Below are 18,430 nucleotides of genomic sequence, written 5' to 3' on the forward strand. Positions count from 1 at the left end.
ATCCGGCGCCACCAGCCCTAGAGCGCCAGCGCCGCGGTGGCGGAGGTGCCGGGCGGGGGCGGCAGCAGGGTCGACGGGAGGCCCTCGGCAGCCAGGGCGGCGCGCAGGCGGTGTACGTCCGCGCCGAACCGAACCAGCCCGAACGGGTCCACCGGGGTCGGCGGGGCGGCGAGTAGCAGGGTGTTCGCTGCCGCCGGCCAGCCCGGTACCGTGCTGGCCAGCTGGTCGTGGGTTGCCGGGTCGGTGACGTGGGTGAAGACCGTGCCGGGGGCTACTGTCGCACCGACGACGGCGATCGCCCGGTCGATCGCAGCCGGGTCGGGTGCCGTCGGTCCGGTGCCGGTCGGCAGGTTGGCGGCCTCGGCAAGCCCGGCGGCCCGCGCCTCGGCGGTGCCGAGCGAGAACAGGTCCAACGACGAGTCCCGAATCAGGGCCCTCGCCCCGAGTCCGTCGTCGGCCCTCGGGGTGGTGGGGTAACCGCGTACGACCGCGACCGGCACCTGGTCGCACTTGCCCTTGACCAGTTCGCCTGCGCCGGCCAGTTCGTCGACCACCGCCATCTGGGTGAGTTCCAACTCGTTGCCGTACGGGTCGACCTCACCCCGGTGGTCGTGGACGGCGTCGAGGCCGGCGACGCCGAGCGCGACATCGGTGAGCCCGTTGCGCCACGGCCGGCCCATGGTGTCGCTGATGATGATCGGCACATCGAGGCCGTACCGCTGTCGTAGCGCGGCGCGCAGCGCCCGGGCGGAGGCGTCCGGGTCAACTGGGAGCAGCACCAGCCGGGTCTTGTCGACGTTGGACGCGTCGATGCCCGCGGCGGCCATCACGAAGCCGTGGTGGGTTTGGACGATCCGGGTCGCGCCGCGGGCGGCGACCACCCGCGCGGTCTCCGCCGCCAGCACCTCAGCGCGGGCCGTGAGCCGTTCCGGCCCGTCGGCTGGGACATCCACCAGACGTCCCTCCGCCTTCGAGACGATTTTGCTCGTCACCACCAGGACGTCGCCGTCGCGCAGCCACGGCGCCGCAGACATGATCATGGATGCCAGGTCGTCGCCTTCGGACACATGGCCGATGCCGTGCACCGGCATGATTTCCAGGTTCACATCAACCCCACCGCGGCGTGGACCATCGCCGTGGTCGCCGCCTCGTCCGTCATCCGCAGCGGTGCCGCGTGGACCCGCACCTCCGGCACCACCGTCGCCGCGTCTTCCTCGGCTACCAGCCAGCCGTCGAGCAGACCACCGCTGGCCCGCCCACCATAGAGACCGCCCACTCCGGCGGCGCTGCACTCGATGCCGAGCACGTTCAGGCACCGGTCGGCCATCCCACGGACCGGGGCGGCGCCGATGATCGGGGACACCCCGACCACCGGGGCCTTGCCCGCCGTGACCGCGTCCCGCAATCCGGGCACGGCCAGGATCGGGGCGATGCTCACCACCGGGTTGCTCGGTGCGAGCAGCACCAGGTCCGCCTCAGTGATCGCCTCGGTCACGCCCGGTGCCGGCTTCGCGTCCTCCGCGCCGACGAAGACGAACCGGTGCGTGGGAATCTCGGCCCGATGCCGAATCCACCACTCCTGGAAGTGAATCGCCCGCTGGCGGCCGTCGAGGTCGACCACCGCGTGGGTCTCCAGGCGGTCGTCGGTCGCCGGTAGCAGGCGTACGCCGGGCTCCCAGCGGGTGGCCAGTGCGGCGGTGACCTGGTGCAGTGGGTAGCCGGCAGTGATCCTGGTGGTGCGGACCAGGTGGGTGGCGAGATCTCGGTCCCCCAGCCCAAACCAGGCCGGCTCTGCCCCGTACGCGGCCAGTTCCTCCCGTACCGTCCAACTCTCCGCAACGCGTCCCCAGCCACGTTCCGGATCGGCGCCACCACCCAACGTGTACATGACGCTGTCCAGGTCCGGGCAGACCTTCAGGCCGTGCAGATACAGGTCGTCGCCCACGTTGACCACGGCGGTCACCTCGGCGCCGATCGCGCGGGCGTAAGCCCGCACCCCGAGCAGGAACCGGGCGCCGCCGATTCCTCCGGTCAGAACCACGATGCGCATGCCGTCCATCCTCGCCTACCCACCGCCTCCGGGCTCCGGGCCACCCGGGAGACTAGGCTCACGTCGACAGCTGTCCAATTCCGTTCGAAGGGGGATACCGTGACCAGCCCTGTCGAACCGGCGTCCACCGAAACGACGCCGGCCCGTCAACTGACCCGGCCGCTGCGTGAACCAGCGGCGTTCGTGCTCCTCGGCGCGAATGCCCTCCTCCTTTTTGCCGGCCTACTTCGGCTCATGACCTCGCCCATCTCCGAAGCCGGGTACGCCGGCAACGCGGCCGCCGCGTTCACCAGCATCGAGGCGGTCGTCCTACCGTTGCTGGCGGTCCTGCTCGCCACGCATCTACACCCGGTGCTTCCCCGGGCGAAGCTGATCACCCAGGTGGCGTTGGGTCAGTACGCCTTCAGCGCGTTCTTCGGCGCTTTGATCTTCGTGATCTGGTCCGTCGACCGGCTGGTCTCGGCGGAGCTGCTCGACGCCTTCCTCGGGTTCTTGAGTCAGCTGGCTGGGCTGGGGCTGCTGCTGCTGGCCGGCTTCCCGGTGTATCGGATCTGGCGTCAGCTCTACTACGTGCCCAAGCCCAAGCCCCAGCCCGGGGTCTACGGCGCTCCCCCACCCGGTTGGCCGGTGTCGCCCCCCGGTGGGCAGCCGGGCAGCCAGCCCGGGTGGCCCGCCCCCGGGCCCGGCGGCTGGCCCGGCCCCAATCAGGGCGCTGGTTGGCCCGGCCCCAGCCAGGGCGATGGTTGGCCCGCTCCGCCCCAGTCTGGTGCGGTCTACGGCCAGTCGGCCGCACCGCATGCTGGGGCTTTCCCGCCGGCCGCACCGCATGCCGGGGCTTTCCCGCCGGCCGCACCGCACGCCGGGGCTTCCCCGCCGGCCCAACCGTCGGCTGAACCGACGCAGGCGATTCCCCGCCAGTCGGTTGAGCCCCAGACGCCGTCGCACGACGAGGATCGCACTCGACCCATCAATCCGTCTGACAGCCCCGACTGACCGCCCTCGGCTCCGGCCCGCGTGGTGGCCCCGGCCCATGGAGTGATCAAACCGGCAGGGCGGGGAGGCGGGTGGAACGCATACGCTGAGCGGATGGTTGATCGCACGGAGTCGGTCCCCACCGAGGCGAGTGTGCGGCGGGCGTTGCGTCGAGCGGCGTCCGGGCGAGCGCTGGACACCGACGAGGCAACAGCGCTGCTGAGCGCCCGGGGCGCCGCGCTGGACGAGTTGTTCCAAGTGGCCGGGGCGATCCGGGACGCGGGGCTGCGCGCGGCCGGGCGGCCGGGTGTGGTGACGTACTCGAAGAAGGTCTTCATCCCGCTCACCCGACTCTGTCGGGACCGGTGTCACTACTGCACGTTCGCCACGGTGCCGCACCGACTGCCGGCGGCGTTCCTCGACCGCGACGAGGTGCTGGCGATCGCCCGGCAGGGCGCGGAGCTCGGCTGCAAGGAGGCGTTGTTCACCCTCGGTGACCGGCCGGAGGAGCGCTGGCCGGCAGCTCGCCAGTGGCTGGACGAGCGTGGGTACGACTCGACGCTTGACTACGTGCGCTCCTGCGCCGTGGCCGTGCTGGAGGAGACGGGCCTGCTGCCACACCTCAACCCGGGCGTGCTCAGCTGGTCCGAGTTGCAGCGGCTCAAGCCGGTCGCGCCGAGCATGGGCATGATGTTGGAGACCACCGCCACCCGGCTGTGGTCCTCGCCGAAAGGCCCGCACTATGGCTCGCCGGACAAGGAACCGGCCGTCCGGCTGCGGGTGCTCGAGGACGCGGGTCGGGTGAATGTGCCCTTCACGACCGGCATCCTCATCGGGATCGGGGAGACCCCGGCCGAGCGAGTCGACGCGCTCTTCGCGATTCGCCGGTCACACCGGGAGTACGGCCACCTCCAGGAGGTGATCGTGCAGAACTTTCGGGCCAAGCCGGACACGGCGATGCGCGGAATGCCCGACGCGGAGCTGCACGATCTCGCCGCCACCGTGGCGGTGGCCCGGGTGCTGCTCGGCCCCCAGGCTCGCCTCCAGGCGCCACCGAACCTCATCGCGGGCGAGTACGACCTGCTGCTGCGCGCCGGTATCGACGACTGGGGCGGTGTCTCGCCGTTGACCCCGGACCACGTCAACCCGGAGCGGCCCTGGCCGCAGCTCGACGAGCTGTCCCGCCGGACCGAGCAGGCCGGGTTCGCTCTGCGGGAGCGGTTGACGATCTACCCGGAGTACGTCCGGGCCGGTGACCCGTGGCTCGACCCGCGCCTACTGCCGCACGTTCAGGCCCTGGCGGATCCGGCGACCGGCCTGGCGGTGCCCACCGCCCGCCCGACGGGGCGGCCGTGGCAGGAGCCGGACGAGGTCTACGGCGGGCGGACCGACCTGCACACCACCATCGACACCACCGGCCGTACCACCGATCGGCGGGGCGACTTCGACCAGGTCTACGGCGACTGGTCGATGGTGGCCGGCCGGATGAGCGCCGGAGCGACCGCCGGGATCGGCGACCACGACCTGCGGGACGGTCTGCGCCTCGCCGCGGACGATCCGGCGTCGCTGCTGAAGCCCGGACACGCCGCTGCGGCGTTGGCGCTCTTCGCGGCGGACGGCCCGGCTCTGGACCAGCTGTGCCGTATCGCCGACGACGTACGTCGCGACGCGGTAGGTGACGAGGTCACCTACGTGGTCAACCGCAACATCAACTTTACCAATGTCTGCTACGTGGGTTGCCGCTTCTGTGCCTTCGCGCAGCGCGAGCGGGACGCCGATGCGTACCGGCTCTCGGTTGACCAGATCGCGGACCGGGCCGAGCAGGCGTGGCGGGCAGGGGCCAGCGAGGTGTGCCTTCAGGGAGGTATCGACCCGAGGCTGCCGGTGACCGCCTACGCCGACCTGGTGCGGGCGATCAAGACCCGGGTGCCGGAGATGCACGTGCACGCGTTCTCCCCGATGGAGGTTGTTACCGCGGCTGGCAAGGCGGGCGTGTCCATCCGGGAGTGGCTGACCGGGCTGCGGGAGGCCGGGCTGGACACCATCCCCGGCACCGCCGCCGAGATCCTCGATGACGAGGTGCGCTGGGTTCTCACCAAGGGCAAGCTGCCGACGGCCGCCTGGGTCGAGGTGGTCACCACCGCGCACGAGCTGGGGATTCGGTCCAGCTCCACGATGATGTACGGGCACGTTGACCATCCCGCGCAGTGGCTTACCCACTTCCGGGTGTTGGCCGACACGCAGGACCGCACGGGTGGCTTCACCGAGTTTGTCGCGCTGCCGTTCGTGCACACCAACGCCCCGATCTACCTGGCGGGGATCGCCCGTCCGGGGCCGACCTGGCGGGAGAACCGGGTGGTGCACGCGATGTCCCGGCTGTTGCTACACGGTCGGGTTCACAACATTCAGTGCTCGTGGGTGAAGCTGGGCGACGAGGGGAGCGCCGAACTGCTCCGGGGCGGTTGTAACGATCTGGGTGGCACCCTGATGGAGGAGACGATCTCCCGGATGGCAGGTTCGGGCAACGGGTCGGCCCGGACCGAGGAGCAGTTGATCGCGATCGCGGCAGCGGCCGGGCGGCCAGCGAACAAGCGAACAACCGCGTACGGCCATCGGGTCGGGTAGCGCCTGACCGTCCCGCCGCCGGCCTGTTGGCTGGGTCGCTGGCCGTGGGACAGCGCCCCGGCCGTGGGTTGGTTCGCTGGACGTGGGCGGGGTTCGCGGCGATCGGACAGACCGCTGGCGGCGGCCGGCCCGGCCCTCGGTCGGTCGCTGTACCGTTTGGTGGGATCGTCGGCCCGACACTGTCGGAGTTACAGTCCATAGTGGACTCACGGTTGGATTCTCTTGTCTGGGCGATGCTTCAGCGGCGTTTCTGTCCGTCGTGCTATATCCCCCGTTTCATGGCATGTCCACTATGTGGACAAGGGCTTGCGCTCCCTGGCCACCCTTGGTGATGGGTGTGGCGGCGGCGGGATAGCCTGGGAATCGTCAAGATCAACGAGTCGGTTCGGCGGGTTGGCTTGACAGGCGTTCAATGCCGCGCCACGCAGAAAACTCTGGCAACTCGCCGGGGCGGGCGTTACCCGGCGGGGGTCTGAATCGGTAGGGCAGGTTGCGAGGCCGGGAGGCCGGATGGGTCGGACCGGGTGAGATGTGGAGGGCAGCCTCATTATCAAGTTTGGCTTGACGGCGCACGTATGACACGCGTGTAATTTGACTGGGGCTGTTCGCGAAACGCTACGTACCGGTACCGAACGGACAGCACGCCTTTCGCGTGGGGGGTTGCAGCGGCGATGACGTCGGTGCGCGACAAGGAGGCATTGAATGGACGGCCAGCTCGAGGCGGCCGACCTGCTCGGAAACGCGCCGGAGTGGCAGGAGCGGGCGCTTTGCTCGCAGACCGACCCGGAGGCGTTCTTCCCCGAGAAGGGCGGCTCAACCCGTGAGGCGAAGCGGATCTGCTCGCGCTGCGAGGTCAAGACCGAGTGCCTCGAATACGCGCTCGGTCACGACGAGCGGTTCGGCATCTGGGGTGGTCTCTCCGAGCGAGAGCGCCGCCGGCTCAAGCGGCGTGCCGCCTGACATCAGGTTGGATCCGGGGCGGTGGGGGCTGCCCCGGATCGTCGCCGTGGCCGGGCACGGGCCAGCCGTGGTGGCCGGGCTCAGGCCAACTCGTCCGGGTCGGCCCCGAGCAGGTTCGCCACCTGCTCGATGATGACGTCGTGGACGAGATCCGCCAGGTCCTCACGGTCCATCGCCCGAAACTCGAGTGGCCGGCGGTAGAGGACGATCCGTGGCGGCATCTCCTGCCGGCCCGGTCGCCCGGGCAGGAGGCGGGCGAGGGGCACCGCGCCGTCCTCGAGCACGTCGGAGTCGTAGACATTCAGCTGCGGCGGCACGTCCTCCACCGCGAACTCGACGCCGGCCAGTTCCTTGGCGAACCGCCGCTCGAGTGTCTCCACCGTGTCCAGCACCAGTTCGTCGAAGACCTCGGCCTTCGTTCGCGCCAGCGGCACCGTCGCGGGCACCAGGCGGCCGCGCAGGCCACGTCCGTGACGGTCGCGGCGAGTGCGTCGTCCGGTGCCGGGGCGGCGGTGTTCCGGGCTTGCCATGGGCCCAGGGTAGTACCCGACCGATGCTGTCCTGCGGCAGCTGTGGCGCGCTGGCGCGCCGGATCCGAACGGCCGAAATGTGATCACCAAGACGGGCGTGTCGGGTCGCGAACCGGTGCGCCGGAGCCGGTATTGGAGATACCCTGCCGCGGTGAGGTCACCACGGCGCTGCACCCGAAACGGCTGCCCCCGGCAAGCAGTCGCCACATTGACCTATGTCTACAACGAGTCCACCGCCGTGGTGGGGCCGCTGGCCGCTTTCGCCGAGCCGCACACGTACGACCTCTGCGAGCCCCATGCGCGCAGTCTGACCGCGCCCCGGGGCTGGGATGTCGTCCGGCACGAGGGAGAGTTCGAGCCGCCGCCGCCCACGACGGACGACCTGGTCGCCCTCGCCGAGGCGGTCCGCGAGGCAGCCCGCCCGGTAGCCCCTCGGCCCCCGGAGGACGGCCACGATCCGGCGACCTCGACGTCGTCCACCGGGCGTCGCGGTCACCTCCGCGTGATTCCCCCCAGTCACTGACGTCGGCGCCGTAACCCCGCCCAGGTGCGGCTACAGCCGGGACCAGGCCTCGGTGAGGACAGCTCGCAGGATCTGTTCCATCTCGTCGAACTGCTCTGGCCCGGCAATCAACGGTGGCGCGAGCTGCACCACCGGGTCGCCCCGGTCGTCGGCGCGGCAGTAGAGGCCGGAGTGGAAGAGTGCGGGGGAGAGAAAGTCGCGCAGCAGCCGTTCGGAGTCCGTCTCGTCGAAGGTCTCCTTGGTTGTCTTGTCCTTGACCAGCTCGATGCCGTAGAAGTACCCGTCGCCCCGGATGTCGCCGACGATCGGCAGCTCGTGCAGCCGTTCCAGGGTGGCCCGGAACGTCGCCTCGTTGGCCCGTACGTGACCGATCAGGTCGTCGCGGGCGAGGACCTCCAGGTTGGCCAGCGCCACCGCGCAGGAGACCGGGTGCCCGCCGAAGGTCACGCCGTGGGCGAAGACGCCGGTCTCGGTGAGGAACGGCTCCATCAGCCGGTCGTCGGCGATCATCGCGCCGAGTGGGGCGTACCCAGAGGTGATGCCCTTGGCAGTGGTGATGATGTCGGGCTGGTAGCCGTAGCGGACCGCGCCGAAGTACTCGCCGAGCCGCCCCCACGAACAGATCACCTCGTCGGAGACGAGCAGGACGTCGTGCTCGTCGCAGATTTCGCGGACGCGGCTCAGGTAGCCGGGTGGGGGCGGAAAGCAACCGCCGGAGTTCTGCACCGGCTCCAGGAAGACCGCGGCGACTGTCTCCGGGCCTTCTCGCTCGATGGCTCGGCGGATCTCCTCGGCGGCCCAGCGGCCGAACGCCTCGGGGTCGTCGCCGTGCTCGGGGGCCCGGTAGAAGTTGGTGTTGGGTACCTTGATGCCGCCGGGCACCAGGGGCTCGAAGTCACGCCGGAGCTCGGGCAGCCCGGTGATCGACAGTGCGCCCATCGACGTGCCGTGATAGGCGATGTGGCGGCTGACCACCTTGTACTTCGCCGGCCTGCCGGTGCGCCGGAAGTACGCCCGGGCCAGCTTCCACGCCGCTTCGACGGACTCCGCGCCGCCGGTGGTGAAGAAGACCCGGTTGAGGTCGCCGGGGGTCAGGGCGGCGATCCGCTCCGCCAGTTCGATGGCCCTGGGGTGCGCGTACGACCAGAGCGGGAAGTACGCCAGCTCGCCCGCCTGGCGAGCGGCGGCCTCGGCTAGCTCGGTCCGGCCGTGTCCGGCGTTGACGACGAAGAGGCCGGCGAGCCCGTCCAGGTAGCGCCGCCCCTGGGTGTCCCAGACGTACGCGCCCTCGCCGCGCACGATCGTCGGGACCTCACCGGCGGAGTAGCTCGCCATTCGGGTGAAGTGCATCCAGAGGTGGTCGGTGGCATTGGCCATGTCAGCCCCATCGGTCTCGGGCCAGTCAGGGGTGACACCGGCCGCTCGTGACCATGGTTATCCCATAGCTGAACGCCGCATGCCAAGCGCTATTCGTTGTGATCTCGGTCTACTACAACTGATAGAGTTGCTTTGTCGTTCGATTGCCACGAAATCCGTAGCGCCTAAGGTTGGGTGTGCGGATGGATCGCGGGGGTGCCGGGTGGGACGGTGGTTCAGGCGGTCCCCCAGGTGTACGTCTGCTTGCGCAGCTTGAGATAGACGAACACCTCGGTGGAGAGCACGCCCTCGACCGCGCGGAGCCGTTGCAGGATCTCCAGCAGGTGGTCGTCGTTGCGGCAGACCACCTCGGTGAGGAGGTCGAAGGAGCCGGCGGTGATGACGACGTAGTTGACCTCGTCCAGTTCGGCGAGCCGGTCGGCTACTGCCTCCAGGTCTCCGTTAGTCCGTAGGCCGATCATGGCCTGGCGGGGGAAGCCGAGTTGGAGCGGGTCGGTGACCGCGACGATCTGCATCACTCCGGCGTCAAGGAGCCGCTGTACGCGTTGGCGGACTGCCGCCTCGGAGAGCCCTACCGCCTTTCCGATCGTCGAGTACGGTCGACGGCCGTCCTGCTGGAGTTGCTCGATGATCTGCTTCGACGCGTCATCGAGTGGCGCCGGGCCAGTACTCGTGCCGCCGGTGCCGACCCGCCGCCCACCGGTGTCGTTGTGCTGGTTTCGGTTCGTCATCGAGCGCTCCCATGTCCGTTTCTGGCGGCCGGGTGCTTCGAGGGCTCGCCGCCTTCGCGCAGTCTGACGCATGTCGTCGTTGAGAGTGATGTCGGCGACGGAAACCCTCGTGCCGACCGCTTGAGGCGTGGGTCGCGTAGGTGGGGCAGCTCGACAGTGGTGGTGTCAGCCCTGCCTGTCGTTGTTCGACTTGGTCTGTCTGTGGATTCTTCCCTATTAGATCCACGTGTGACGACTCTCAGTGTTGCCGCGTTGATCTCCCAGTGGCGTGTGAATTGGGTGCCGAGGAACGGCACCGTAGCAGCAAGTGATCATCCCGCGCTCCAGCGGTGGACCAACCTCGGCGAGCGTGAGGCAGCGTGCCGGATCGACCCCGGAGACGTCTTCCTGGTCGATCCTGACCAGCGGGTGGACGCCCGGCTGACGTTGTACCTGACGCGGTCCTCATTCGCCCGGCTCGCCCGCGAGACCAGGCGGAACTATGCGGAGGACAGCGCGCCAGGCCCACAGCCTCCTGGCAGACCCCGCGCTCAACGTCTTCCACAACAGCGAAGCGTTCCTGTTCTGCAACTACGACCGCGCCAAAGCGCTCTGCCATCCCAGCCGCGGCGCCCAGAGCACACCAAGCCTCGATCGATGCCGCCCCAACTGCGCCAACGTCGCCCGCACCGACGTGCACGCAAGCCAGATCGAGGACACCGCAGCCCAGCTACGCGCCCAAGCCTGCTCACCTTTGCTGCCCGAACCGCTCGCCGACCGACTGCGGCACAAGGCCGAGCACCTCACTCGACTTGCCGCTGACCACCGCGCGGCCCGCATCACCGTCGACGAGGAGAACTCATGAACGCACAACCCGCTACCACCGACCGCGACGCCATCCGGGCAGCGATCGACCGGCTCTTAGCCGGAACGCCGCTTCGCTCCAGCGGGTCGCTCACCATCGTCGCGCTCGCCGACGAGGCCAACGTCAAACGGCATCTGCTCACTCACCGTCACACCGACCTCAAGGACGAGTTCTACGCCCGCGTCCGCGCTTGCGGCCACGTCCCCGACAACGAACGCAAGCTCCGCGACGACCTCCACAAGGCTACCGAGCGCATCAAGGAACTCATCGCTGAGATCAACAAGATTCAGGGAGAGAACCATGCGTTCGCCCGCATCGTCAATGTCCTCGAACTCGAAAACCACCAGCTCCGGACCGAGATTGGCAGCACTGGCCATCTGGTCGCTCTGCCCGGCGCACACGAACGCTGAGCCGTCCCCATAGGAGGACCTCCGACGGCCGGGATAGATTCGCCGCCAGATCGGTCCCGACGGGAAGGTAACGGGGAATGGACGCCAGAACCCAAGAACTGCGAGACGCGCACGACGTGCTCTCGGAGTGGTACGCCGAGAACCTGGTCGGCCTGCTCGAGAGCATGCCGATCGAGCGGGCGATGCTCGACCTGTTCGCTGAGATGACCTTGGCAGTGGGCGCAGACGTCGCGGACGTGGGCTGCGGCACCGGCCGGCTTCTTCCCTACCTGGCGAGCCGTGGCCTGTCGCCTCGCGGCGTGGATCTCTCACCCAAGATGATCGAGGCGGCACAACGGGACAACCCCGGTTTCGCATACGAGGTCGCCGACTTGCGTGACCTGCCGTTCGAGGACGCCTCGCTGGCCGGGGTGGTGTGCTGGTTCTCGCTGATCTACCTGGCACCAGACGCCAGGGTCCCCGCCTTCAGCGAACTCGCCCGGGTGGTAAAGCCGGGCGGCTACCTGGTGACTGCCTTCAAGCACGGCAATGGCACCGGGCACCGTAACCCTCCCGGCAGCCGCGTCGAGAGCTTCGGCATCGACTTCGACCGGTACTGGCTCTCCGCCCGGGAAATGGAGGACCGCTTCGCCGCCGCCGGGTTCGCACTGATCTTCCAGGGCAGCACGCCACCCGAAGAACCGGAGCCTCCATACGGGTACATGTTGGTCCGCAAGACCGACTCCGGAAGCGCGTAGACGCAGCCCCGCCGGTCAGGTCATCGGTGGGCGTTCACGAACGCCATGATCTCGCCGAGGCCTGGCCGGTAGTCGTCGCTGGTGTCTACCTCCAACTCCGGCACATCGAGACGCACCCGGTTGAATCCGTCGTGACCTGCCGCGTGAATCTCACGATCGCTGAGGTATGAGTCCGCATGCGCGCGTCGTGCCGGGTTTTCCTCCTGCCGCCGCCGGATCCGGGCCAGAGCCGTCTCGGCATTGACCTGGCAGTGCACCATGCAGATCTCGGCGATCTCACCCAGCGGCTGCAGGCGTGGACGCCGGATTCGGTCTTGAAAGGCTGCCTCCGCGACCGTGGTGACACCCGCATTTAGGAGCAGCTCGAGCACCTGGAAGAACGTGGGTAGCGTCCGCAGGGTCAGTTCGTCGCTCGGCGCGGCGATGAACTCGCCGGTCGCGTGGACCATACCCTCCTTGATCTCGTCCCGGCAGATCGCCGGACAACCGATCCTGCGCGCCAGCCGATGAGCGAGGGTGGTCTTCCCTGCGCCCGGCGGCCCACTGACAACGACAAGGGTTGGTTTCTGCACCAACTCGCTATAGCGGACCCCGAGATCCTGCTATTGACCTGCTCCGGTCCCGCAAGCAAGGACGGTGATCCCCCCGACCACATGACTTCGTCGATCGAATGATCCACCGACACAACACCCTGGAACTTGACAGGGAACTGGGCTGTCTGTCGCTACTCGACCCTGCTCTGTTGGTGTTCCGACCTCGCGCCCCTTTGGTGATCACGGCGGATGAGGGTGGAGCGAAGGAGGAAGCGCAGGCCCTCCGGGGCTTCCAGGGAGAATCCGCTGCCACGGCCGGGAACCACGTCAATGGTGAGCTTCGTGTGCTGCCAGAGCTCCCACTGGGCGCGCGAGATCCAGAATTCGACCGGCTCTGGCACGCCATCCACCACCAGCGCCGCCAGCCGGATGTCCGACGAGCCGGTGCGGAACTCGCCAGCGGGGTAGCACATCGGCGCGCTGCCGTCGCAGCAGCCACCGGACTGGTGGAACATCAACGGCCCATGCTGCTCCCGCAGCGACCGGATCAGGTCGGCCGCTGCGGGGGTCACGGTTACCAGGTCGCTCATCAGAAGAAGCCCAACTTCTTCGGACCGTAGCTGACCAGCAGGTTCTTGGTCTGCTGGTAGTGGTCCAGCATCATCTTGTGGTTCTCCCGGCCGATCCCGGACTGCTTGTACCCGCCGAACGCGGCGTGCGCGGGGTACGCGTGGTAGCAGTTTGTCCAGACCCGCCCTGCCTGGATAGCCCGTCCTGCCCGGTACGCCTTATTTATGTCTCGAGTCCAGACGCCAGCACCGAGTCCGTACAGGGTGTCGTTGGCGATCTTTACCGCGTCGTCGAGGTCAGCGAAGGAGGTTACCGACACGACCGGGCCGAAGATCTCCTCCTGGAAGATTCGCATCGAGTTGCTGCCCTCGAAGATCGTTGGCTCGACGTAGTACCCACCGGACAGCTCGCCGCCCAAGTCCGCGCGTGCGCCACCGGTCAGCACCCGGGCGCCTTCCTGCCGGCCAATGTCCAGATAGGAAAGAATCTTCTCGAGCTGGTCGTTGGACGCCTGCGCGCCGACCATCGTTGCGCTGTCCAACGGGTGCCCCGGCTTGATCTCGCGGGTCCGCGCGACGGCCGCAGCCAGAAAGTCGGCGTAGTGGCCCTGCTGGATCAGCGCCCGCGACGGGCAGGTGCAGACCTCGCCCTGGTTCAGGGCGAACATGGTGAAACCCTCGAGCGCCTTGTCGCGGAAGTCGTCCGGCGCCGCGCTGACGTCGTCGAAGAAGATGTTCGGGCTCTTGCCGCCCAGCTCCAGGGTGACCGGCTTGATGTTCTCGCTGGCGTACTGCATGATCAGTCGCCCGGTCGTGGTTTCGCCGGTGAACGCCACCTTGGCCACTCGCGGCGAGGACGCCAGCGGCCGGCCCGCCTCGACCCCGAAGCCGTTGACGACGTTGACCACTCCCGGCGGCAGCAGGTCGGCCACCAGGGACAGCAGGTAGTGGATTGACGCGGGCGTCTGCTCGGCGGGCTTGAGCACCACCGCGTTGCCGGCCGCGAGTGCCGGGGCGAGCTTCCAGGTTGCCATCAGCAGCGGGAAGTTCCACGGGATGATCTGCCCGACCACACCGAGCGGCTCATGGAAGTGGTATGCGACGGTGTCATTGTCGATCTCGGCCAGGGAACCCTCCTGGGCCCGGATTACGCCGGCGAAGTAGCGGAAGTGGTCGATCGCGAGTGGAATGTCGGCGGCGAGCGTCTCGCGTATCGGCTTGCCGTTCTCCCAGGTCTCCGCGATCGCCAGGGCTTTCAGGTGTTCCTGCATCCGATCGGCGACCCGGTTGAGGACCATGGCGCGGTCGGCGGCCGGGGTGCGCCCCCAGGCCCCGGCGGCGCCGTGCGCGGCGTCGATGGCCCGCTCCACGTCCTCGGCGGTACCCCGGGCCACCTCACAGAAGGGCTGCCCGGTCACCGGGGTCGGGTTCTCGAAGTACCGCCCGCCATGCGGCTTGACGTAGTCGCCGCCAATGAAGTGGTCGTAGCGGGACTGCCAGTGGGTGGGCGCGTCGTAACGCGTCATGAGTACCTCCGCCGTCAACGAGGAGTGGACGGCATCGACCTTATTGTGTTCGAGGTTGCAGCGACGTTGCACGCGTGACGCCGTACTCCCGGGCGAGCTGGCGGGCCCGCGCCAGGGCGAGTGGCCGGCGCGGGGCGCCCGGCGGCAGTGCCCGCGCCAGGGCCTCCCAGGCTGCCAGGTCGTCGGTGCCGGCGGGGGTCGCGGTCCAGGAGACGAGCAGCGCCGGGTCCGCGGCGGCCAGCACGGCCGCACGGAGTTGTCCGTCGACCAGCCGGCGCAGCCGCACCACGCCCGGCGCCTCCGAGCCGGGCAACAAGCTCCCGGAGTACGCGTCGATTCCACCCGCCGGGTCCCCCCGCTCCAGCCGGTCGGTGACGGTACGGAAGTCGGCGTCCACCCGGCAGCGCAGCCGGTACGGGCGGGAGTCGAGCAGCTCCGGGCCGAGTGCGCGGCGCAGCCGGGACAGCTCGGCTCGGAGGGTGACGGGGTGCAGTCGGCCCTCGCCGTACAGGTCGAGGGCGAGCTGTTCTCCGGTACGCCCCTCAGGGTGGTCCACCAGCAACACCAGCAGTTCGCTGTGCCGCCGGCCCAGCCGAATCCGGCGGCCGCCGACCCGTAGCTGGGCTTCGTCCCGGCCGAGTGCGGCCACCTGCACCACGTCCGGCTCGACCTGGGCGAGTCCGGCCAGGAACGCCTCGGCGGCCCGGGCGGTGGCTCGGACCAGTGCCAGGCTCTGCGGGGTGGCGAGGTGATCACCGCCGGTGATGTCGACCGCACCGAGTATTCGACCGGTGGCCGGATCATGGATCGGCGCGGCGGCACAGGTCCAGCGCTGCACGCGGCGGCTGAAGTGTTCGGTGGCGAAGATCTGCACGCTGTGATCCACGGCGAGAGCGGTGCCGGGCGCGTTGGTGCCAGCGTGCGTCTCGTCCCAACGGGCCCCGGGCACGAAGTTCATCTGTTCGGCCCGTCGCAGTACCCCCGGGTGCCCCTCCACCCAGAGCAGCCGGCCGTGGGTGTCACAGACCGCCATCAGATGGGCGCCGTCCTGGGCGATCCCACCGAGCAGGTCCCGGAAGATCGGCAGCACCGGGGCCAGCGGGTGCCCGGCCCGGTAGCGCTCCAGCGTGTCGTCAACGAGGTCAACGGGCGGGCTGCTCTCCGGGTCGAGCGACATTGACCGTTCCCACGATCGGCGTACCACCTCCCGCACCCGCCGCGGCGTCGCCCCGGTGAGAAACGCCGTGTGGGCGGCACCTACCTGCGCGATCCGCTCCGCCGGATCGACGCCGATTTCCAGGGCGAGCCACGGGTCAACCACGGGGACCTCCTGGCAGCCATCGTGACGCAGCTCACCCCAGATCGCCAAGCGTGACGTCGTCTACGCTGCTCGATGTGGAGTCCGTAGCCTTCCATGTCGCCTCTCGCCCTGCCCACGGTGAGCAGGAGCTGACCGTGCGCCATCCGTACGACGGGCGCGCCGTCGGGCGGACCACCTTCGCCACCGGGGACCAGGTCGAGGCCGCCGTCGCGGCGGCTGCCGCGGTGGCCCCGACGGCCGCGGCCCTCCCTGCCTACCTGCGCGCGGCGGCCCTGGAGCACGTCTCTCGCCGGCTCGCCGAGCGGGCTGACGAGGTGGCGGCACTGATCACCGCCGAGAACGGTAAGCCGGTGAAGTGGGCGCGCGCCGAACTACGGCGGGCGGTCGCGACGTTCCGGTGGGCTGCTGGGGAGGCCCGGCGCTTCTCCGGAGAGCTGCAACGCCTGGACACCGATCCGGCCGCCGCCGGCCGGCTGGCTCTGGTCCGGCGGGTACCGCGGGGCCCCGTGCTGGGGATCTCCCCGTTCAACTTTCCGCTGAACCTGGTGGCGCACAAGGTTGCGCCGGCGATCGCGGTCGGGGCACCGATCATCGTCAAACCGGCCCCGACCACCCCGCTGTCCGCGCTGCTCCTCGGTGAGCTGCTGGCCGAGACCGACCTGCCGGAGGGCATGTTCTCGGTGCTGCCGCTGCCGAACGAGCGAGCCGCCGGCCTCGTCGCCGACCCGCGGCTGCCGGTGGTGTCGTTCACCGGCTCCGGCCCGGTCGGCGCAGCTATCCGGCGGTCGGTACCGGAGAAGCACGTCACCCTGGAGCTGGGCGGCAACGCGGCGGTGGTGATCTGCGAGGACTGGAGCACGGAGGAGGATCTGACCTTCGCCGCGCACCGGATCGCGACGTTCTCGAACTACCAGGCCGGCCAGTCCTGCATCGCGGTGCAGCGGGTGTACGTGCACGAGTGGCTCTACGACGGGTTCCTACCTCGCCTGGTCGCGGCGGTGCGGGCACTGCGCACCGGTGACCCCTCGTCCGAGCTGACCGAGGTTGGTCCGCTGGTCTCGGAGTCAGCCGCCCGCCGCGTCGAGGCGTGGGTGGACGAGGCGGTCGCGGCCGGCGCCACCATCGAGGTCGGTGGTCGCCGGGACGGGGCCACGTTCCCGCCCACGGTGCTGTCCGGGGTGCCGAGGGAAGCCAAGGTCAGTGCCGAGGAGGTGTTCGGGCCGGTGCTGGTGGTCGCCCGGGCGACCACCGACGACGCCGCGTTCGCCGCGGTCAACGACTCGGTGTACGGGTTGCAGGCGGGCGTTCTCACCCACCGGCTGGACACCGCATTCCGCGCCGGCCAGGTCCTGGAGGTGGGCGGGGTGATCGTCGGGGATGTGCCGTCGTACCGGGCCGACCAGATGCCGTACGGCGGGGTGAAGGGCTCTGGCGTCGGGCGGGAGGGGGTGCGCAGCGCGATGGACGACTACACCGAGCCGCGGGTCCTGGTCCTCACGGGTGTCGCCGGCTAGGTCTGCGACGACCTGGGCGGCGCCAGCTAGCTCACCGCCGTGTTCGTCAGCCGTCGGGGCTGCCGGCGCGGTGGGCTGCCCGAGTGGCGCTTGGCGCCGCAGGGCCAGGCGTCGTCTGTGCCCGGTAGTAGCCTGACCGGCGAACCGGCGGGGCGAGACGGCGAGGTGATCATGGCGGTTGGGCGGTTCACGGCACGGCTCGCGGCGGTCTGCGCCGGTGCCGGCGCTCTGCTGGCGTTCGGTGCATCGCCAGCGCTGGCAGCCGAGGACACGGTGCGGGTCAGCGCGGCCGGGAAGTTCAAGGCCGGTAGCTCGGCGAAGGGGATCGCGGTCGAGGTACGCAAGCGCACCGAGGGCTGCGTGCAGCTGCAGGCCACGCTCACCCTGTATCTCGACAGCCTCCGGGTGGATCAGGTTCGGGTGCAGGTCAACGCAGGGGGCAGGTGGCTTCCGGTTGAGCTCTCTGCCGGCCGGGGCGGGGTGGCCACCGCCGCGACGACGCCGGAGAACCCACAGCTCTGCAAGGGTAAGCGCGTCACGCTGCGGTACGAGGTGGCGTTCGCTGCGGACACGGCGGACGGGGAGCTCACCGTTGTCGGTGAGGCCGTCAGCGCGGCCGGCCGAGTAGTCGGTCGAGATTCCGACTCCGCCCGGGTGACCGGCGGTAGCCCCTCCACGGCTCCACCGTCCGCCGCCGCGCCGGTGCCGACCGTCGCGGCGACGGAGGCCGCCACCTCGGCGGCTTCAACGGCCGTTGAAGCCGTGACCGATCCGGGGGGCGACGCCGACAGCGCGGCGGCGACCAAGTCCTCCGGCGGTTCGGTCTTCCTCTACGCCGGCCTGGCCATGGTCGCGGTCGGCGTCGTCCTGATCGTCCTGCTGGTTCGGCGGTTCCGGGAGGACCGATCGGCCCCCTCCGGTGGCGCCCACCCCACGGGTTTCGGGTATTCCGGCCCGGGTCCCGGTCGGCCACCGGTTGTCGGGCGTCCGGCGACGCCGGGCCTGTACGGCAGCCCGTCGACGCAGCGACCTACCCCGCGGCGCTACGGCACCCACCCCGACGGCTCCCCGCCGGTGTCGGGTGGGTCGGCTCCTTCGGGCTCTCCGCCGGTGCCCCCGGTTCCCGGCCAGCGTGGGCCCGCCGCGCCGGCGTCGGACGCCCACACCCGGTTCATCCCGAGGCTGCCGGACTGACCCGGGCACCGTCA

At 69.8% G+C, this 18,430-nt stretch carries 18 protein-coding genes; 9 read left to right on the forward strand and 9 right to left on the reverse strand.

Annotated features, from left to right (window positions below):
• Nucleotides 1-17 precede the first annotated feature (17 nt).
• The gene (locus STROP_RS04780) at nucleotides 18-1,106 is read right to left on the reverse strand and encodes a coenzyme F420-0:L-glutamate ligase (protein WP_011904854.1); all 1,089 of its coding nucleotides are present in this window, start codon (nucleotides 1,104-1,106) and stop codon (nucleotides 18-20) included.
• Nucleotides 1,103-2,050 (reverse strand): 2-phospho-L-lactate transferase, encoded by a 948-nt coding sequence (gene cofD / locus STROP_RS04785; RefSeq protein ID WP_026275623.1) that lies wholly within the window; start codon nucleotides 2,048-2,050, stop codon nucleotides 1,103-1,105. Before cofD ends, STROP_RS04780 begins: the two co-directional genes overlap by 4 nt.
• 99 nt (nucleotides 2,051-2,149) lie before the next feature.
• On the opposite strand from cofD, the gene STROP_RS04790 reads away from it, so the two are divergent.
• From STROP_RS04790 to STROP_RS04800, 3 genes are all read left to right on the forward strand, one after another.
• Complete coding sequence (locus tag STROP_RS04790; protein WP_011904856.1) at nucleotides 2,150-3,043, forward strand: hypothetical protein; 894 nt, start codon at nucleotides 2,150-2,152, stop codon at nucleotides 3,041-3,043.
• 93 nt (nucleotides 3,044-3,136) lie between these two features.
• Nucleotides 3,137-5,647: a bifunctional FO biosynthesis protein CofGH gene (locus STROP_RS04795; RefSeq protein ID WP_026274775.1), complete on the forward strand. Its 2,511-nt coding sequence runs from the start codon at nucleotides 3,137-3,139 to the stop codon at nucleotides 5,645-5,647.
• Between the two features lie 702 nt (nucleotides 5,648-6,349).
• Nucleotides 6,350-6,607 (forward strand): WhiB family transcriptional regulator, encoded by a 258-nt coding sequence (locus tag STROP_RS04800; protein WP_011904858.1) that lies wholly within the window; start codon nucleotides 6,350-6,352, stop codon nucleotides 6,605-6,607.
• 80 nt (nucleotides 6,608-6,687) lie between these two features.
• On the opposite strand, the gene STROP_RS04805 is transcribed toward STROP_RS04800, so the two are convergent.
• Nucleotides 6,688-7,137 carry a metallopeptidase family protein gene (locus tag STROP_RS04805; RefSeq protein ID WP_011904859.1) on the reverse strand — a complete coding sequence of 150 codons (450 nt, stop codon included), beginning with the start codon at nucleotides 7,135-7,137 and terminating at the stop codon, nucleotides 6,688-6,690.
• 151 nt (nucleotides 7,138-7,288) lie between these two features.
• Between STROP_RS04805 and STROP_RS04810 the strand changes: the two genes are divergently transcribed.
• Nucleotides 7,289-7,660 (forward strand): DUF3499 domain-containing protein, encoded by a 372-nt coding sequence (locus STROP_RS04810; RefSeq protein ID WP_028680448.1) that lies wholly within the window; start codon nucleotides 7,289-7,291, stop codon nucleotides 7,658-7,660.
• Between the two features lie 30 nt (nucleotides 7,661-7,690).
• Here STROP_RS04810 and STROP_RS04815 read toward each other — a convergent pair whose 3' ends face one another.
• Complete coding sequence (locus STROP_RS04815) at nucleotides 7,691-9,037, reverse strand: aspartate aminotransferase family protein (RefSeq protein WP_011904861.1); 1,347 nt, start codon at nucleotides 9,035-9,037, stop codon at nucleotides 7,691-7,693.
• Between the two features lie 215 nt (nucleotides 9,038-9,252).
• The gene (locus STROP_RS04820) at nucleotides 9,253-9,768 is read right to left on the reverse strand and encodes an Lrp/AsnC family transcriptional regulator (RefSeq protein WP_011904862.1); all 516 of its coding nucleotides are present in this window, start codon (nucleotides 9,766-9,768) and stop codon (nucleotides 9,253-9,255) included.
• 481 nt (nucleotides 9,769-10,249) lie between these two features.
• Here STROP_RS04820 and STROP_RS04825 point away from each other — a divergent pair, with 481 nt between their 5' ends.
• The 3 genes from STROP_RS04825 (at nucleotide 10,250) to STROP_RS04835 (ending at nucleotide 11,759) form a co-directional block, all read left to right on the forward strand.
• Entirely contained in the window at nucleotides 10,250-10,612 is a 363-nt protein-coding gene (locus STROP_RS04825) for a hypothetical protein (protein ID WP_011904863.1), read from the forward strand.
• A complete protein-coding gene (locus STROP_RS04830; protein WP_011904864.1) occupies nucleotides 10,609-11,022 on the forward strand; it encodes a hypothetical protein in 414 nt (137 codons plus the stop codon). Before STROP_RS04825 ends, STROP_RS04830 begins: the two co-directional genes overlap by 4 nt.
• Before the next feature lie 77 nt (nucleotides 11,023-11,099).
• Nucleotides 11,100-11,759 (forward strand): class I SAM-dependent methyltransferase, encoded by a 660-nt coding sequence (locus STROP_RS04835; protein WP_011904865.1) that lies wholly within the window; start codon nucleotides 11,100-11,102, stop codon nucleotides 11,757-11,759.
• 20 nt (nucleotides 11,760-11,779) lie between these two features.
• Here STROP_RS04835 and STROP_RS04840 read toward each other — a convergent pair whose 3' ends face one another.
• The 4 genes from STROP_RS04840 to STROP_RS04855 all read right to left on the reverse strand — a co-directional run bounded on the left by STROP_RS04840 (nucleotide 11,780) and on the right by STROP_RS04855 (nucleotide 15,708).
• Nucleotides 11,780-12,331, reverse strand: coding sequence for a P-loop nucleotide/nucleoside kinase family protein (locus STROP_RS04840; protein ID WP_011904866.1), 552 nt, complete (start codon nucleotides 12,329-12,331; stop codon nucleotides 11,780-11,782).
• A 152-nt stretch (nucleotides 12,332-12,483) separates the two neighbouring features.
• A complete protein-coding gene (locus STROP_RS04845) occupies nucleotides 12,484-12,882 on the reverse strand; it encodes a DUF779 domain-containing protein (RefSeq protein ID WP_011904867.1) in 399 nt (132 codons plus the stop codon).
• Nucleotides 12,882-14,387 carry an acetaldehyde dehydrogenase ExaC gene (gene exaC / locus STROP_RS04850; protein ID WP_011904868.1) on the reverse strand — a complete coding sequence of 502 codons (1,506 nt, stop codon included), beginning with the start codon at nucleotides 14,385-14,387 and terminating at the stop codon, nucleotides 12,882-12,884. Before exaC ends, STROP_RS04845 begins: the two co-directional genes overlap by 1 nt.
• Before the next feature lie 40 nt (nucleotides 14,388-14,427).
• Nucleotides 14,428-15,708 (reverse strand): GAF domain-containing protein, encoded by a 1,281-nt coding sequence (locus STROP_RS04855; protein ID WP_011904869.1) that lies wholly within the window; start codon nucleotides 15,706-15,708, stop codon nucleotides 14,428-14,430.
• 74 nt (nucleotides 15,709-15,782) lie between these two features.
• On the opposite strand from STROP_RS04855, the gene STROP_RS04860 reads away from it, so the two are divergent.
• Both STROP_RS04860 and STROP_RS04865 read left to right on the forward strand, forming a co-directional pair.
• Nucleotides 15,783-17,222: an aldehyde dehydrogenase family protein gene (locus STROP_RS04860; RefSeq protein ID WP_026274772.1), complete on the forward strand. Its 1,440-nt coding sequence runs from the start codon at nucleotides 15,783-15,785 to the stop codon at nucleotides 17,220-17,222.
• Nucleotides 17,223-17,387: 165 nt separating this feature from the next.
• Entirely contained in the window at nucleotides 17,388-18,416 is a 1,029-nt protein-coding gene (locus STROP_RS04865; protein ID WP_011904871.1) for a hypothetical protein, read from the forward strand.
• The last annotated feature ends 14 nt before the right edge of the window (nucleotides 18,417-18,430 follow it).

It is taken from the genome of Salinispora tropica CNB-440 (assembly GCF_000016425.1).
Taxonomy (GTDB): domain Bacteria; phylum Actinomycetota; class Actinomycetes; order Mycobacteriales; family Micromonosporaceae; genus Micromonospora; species Micromonospora tropica.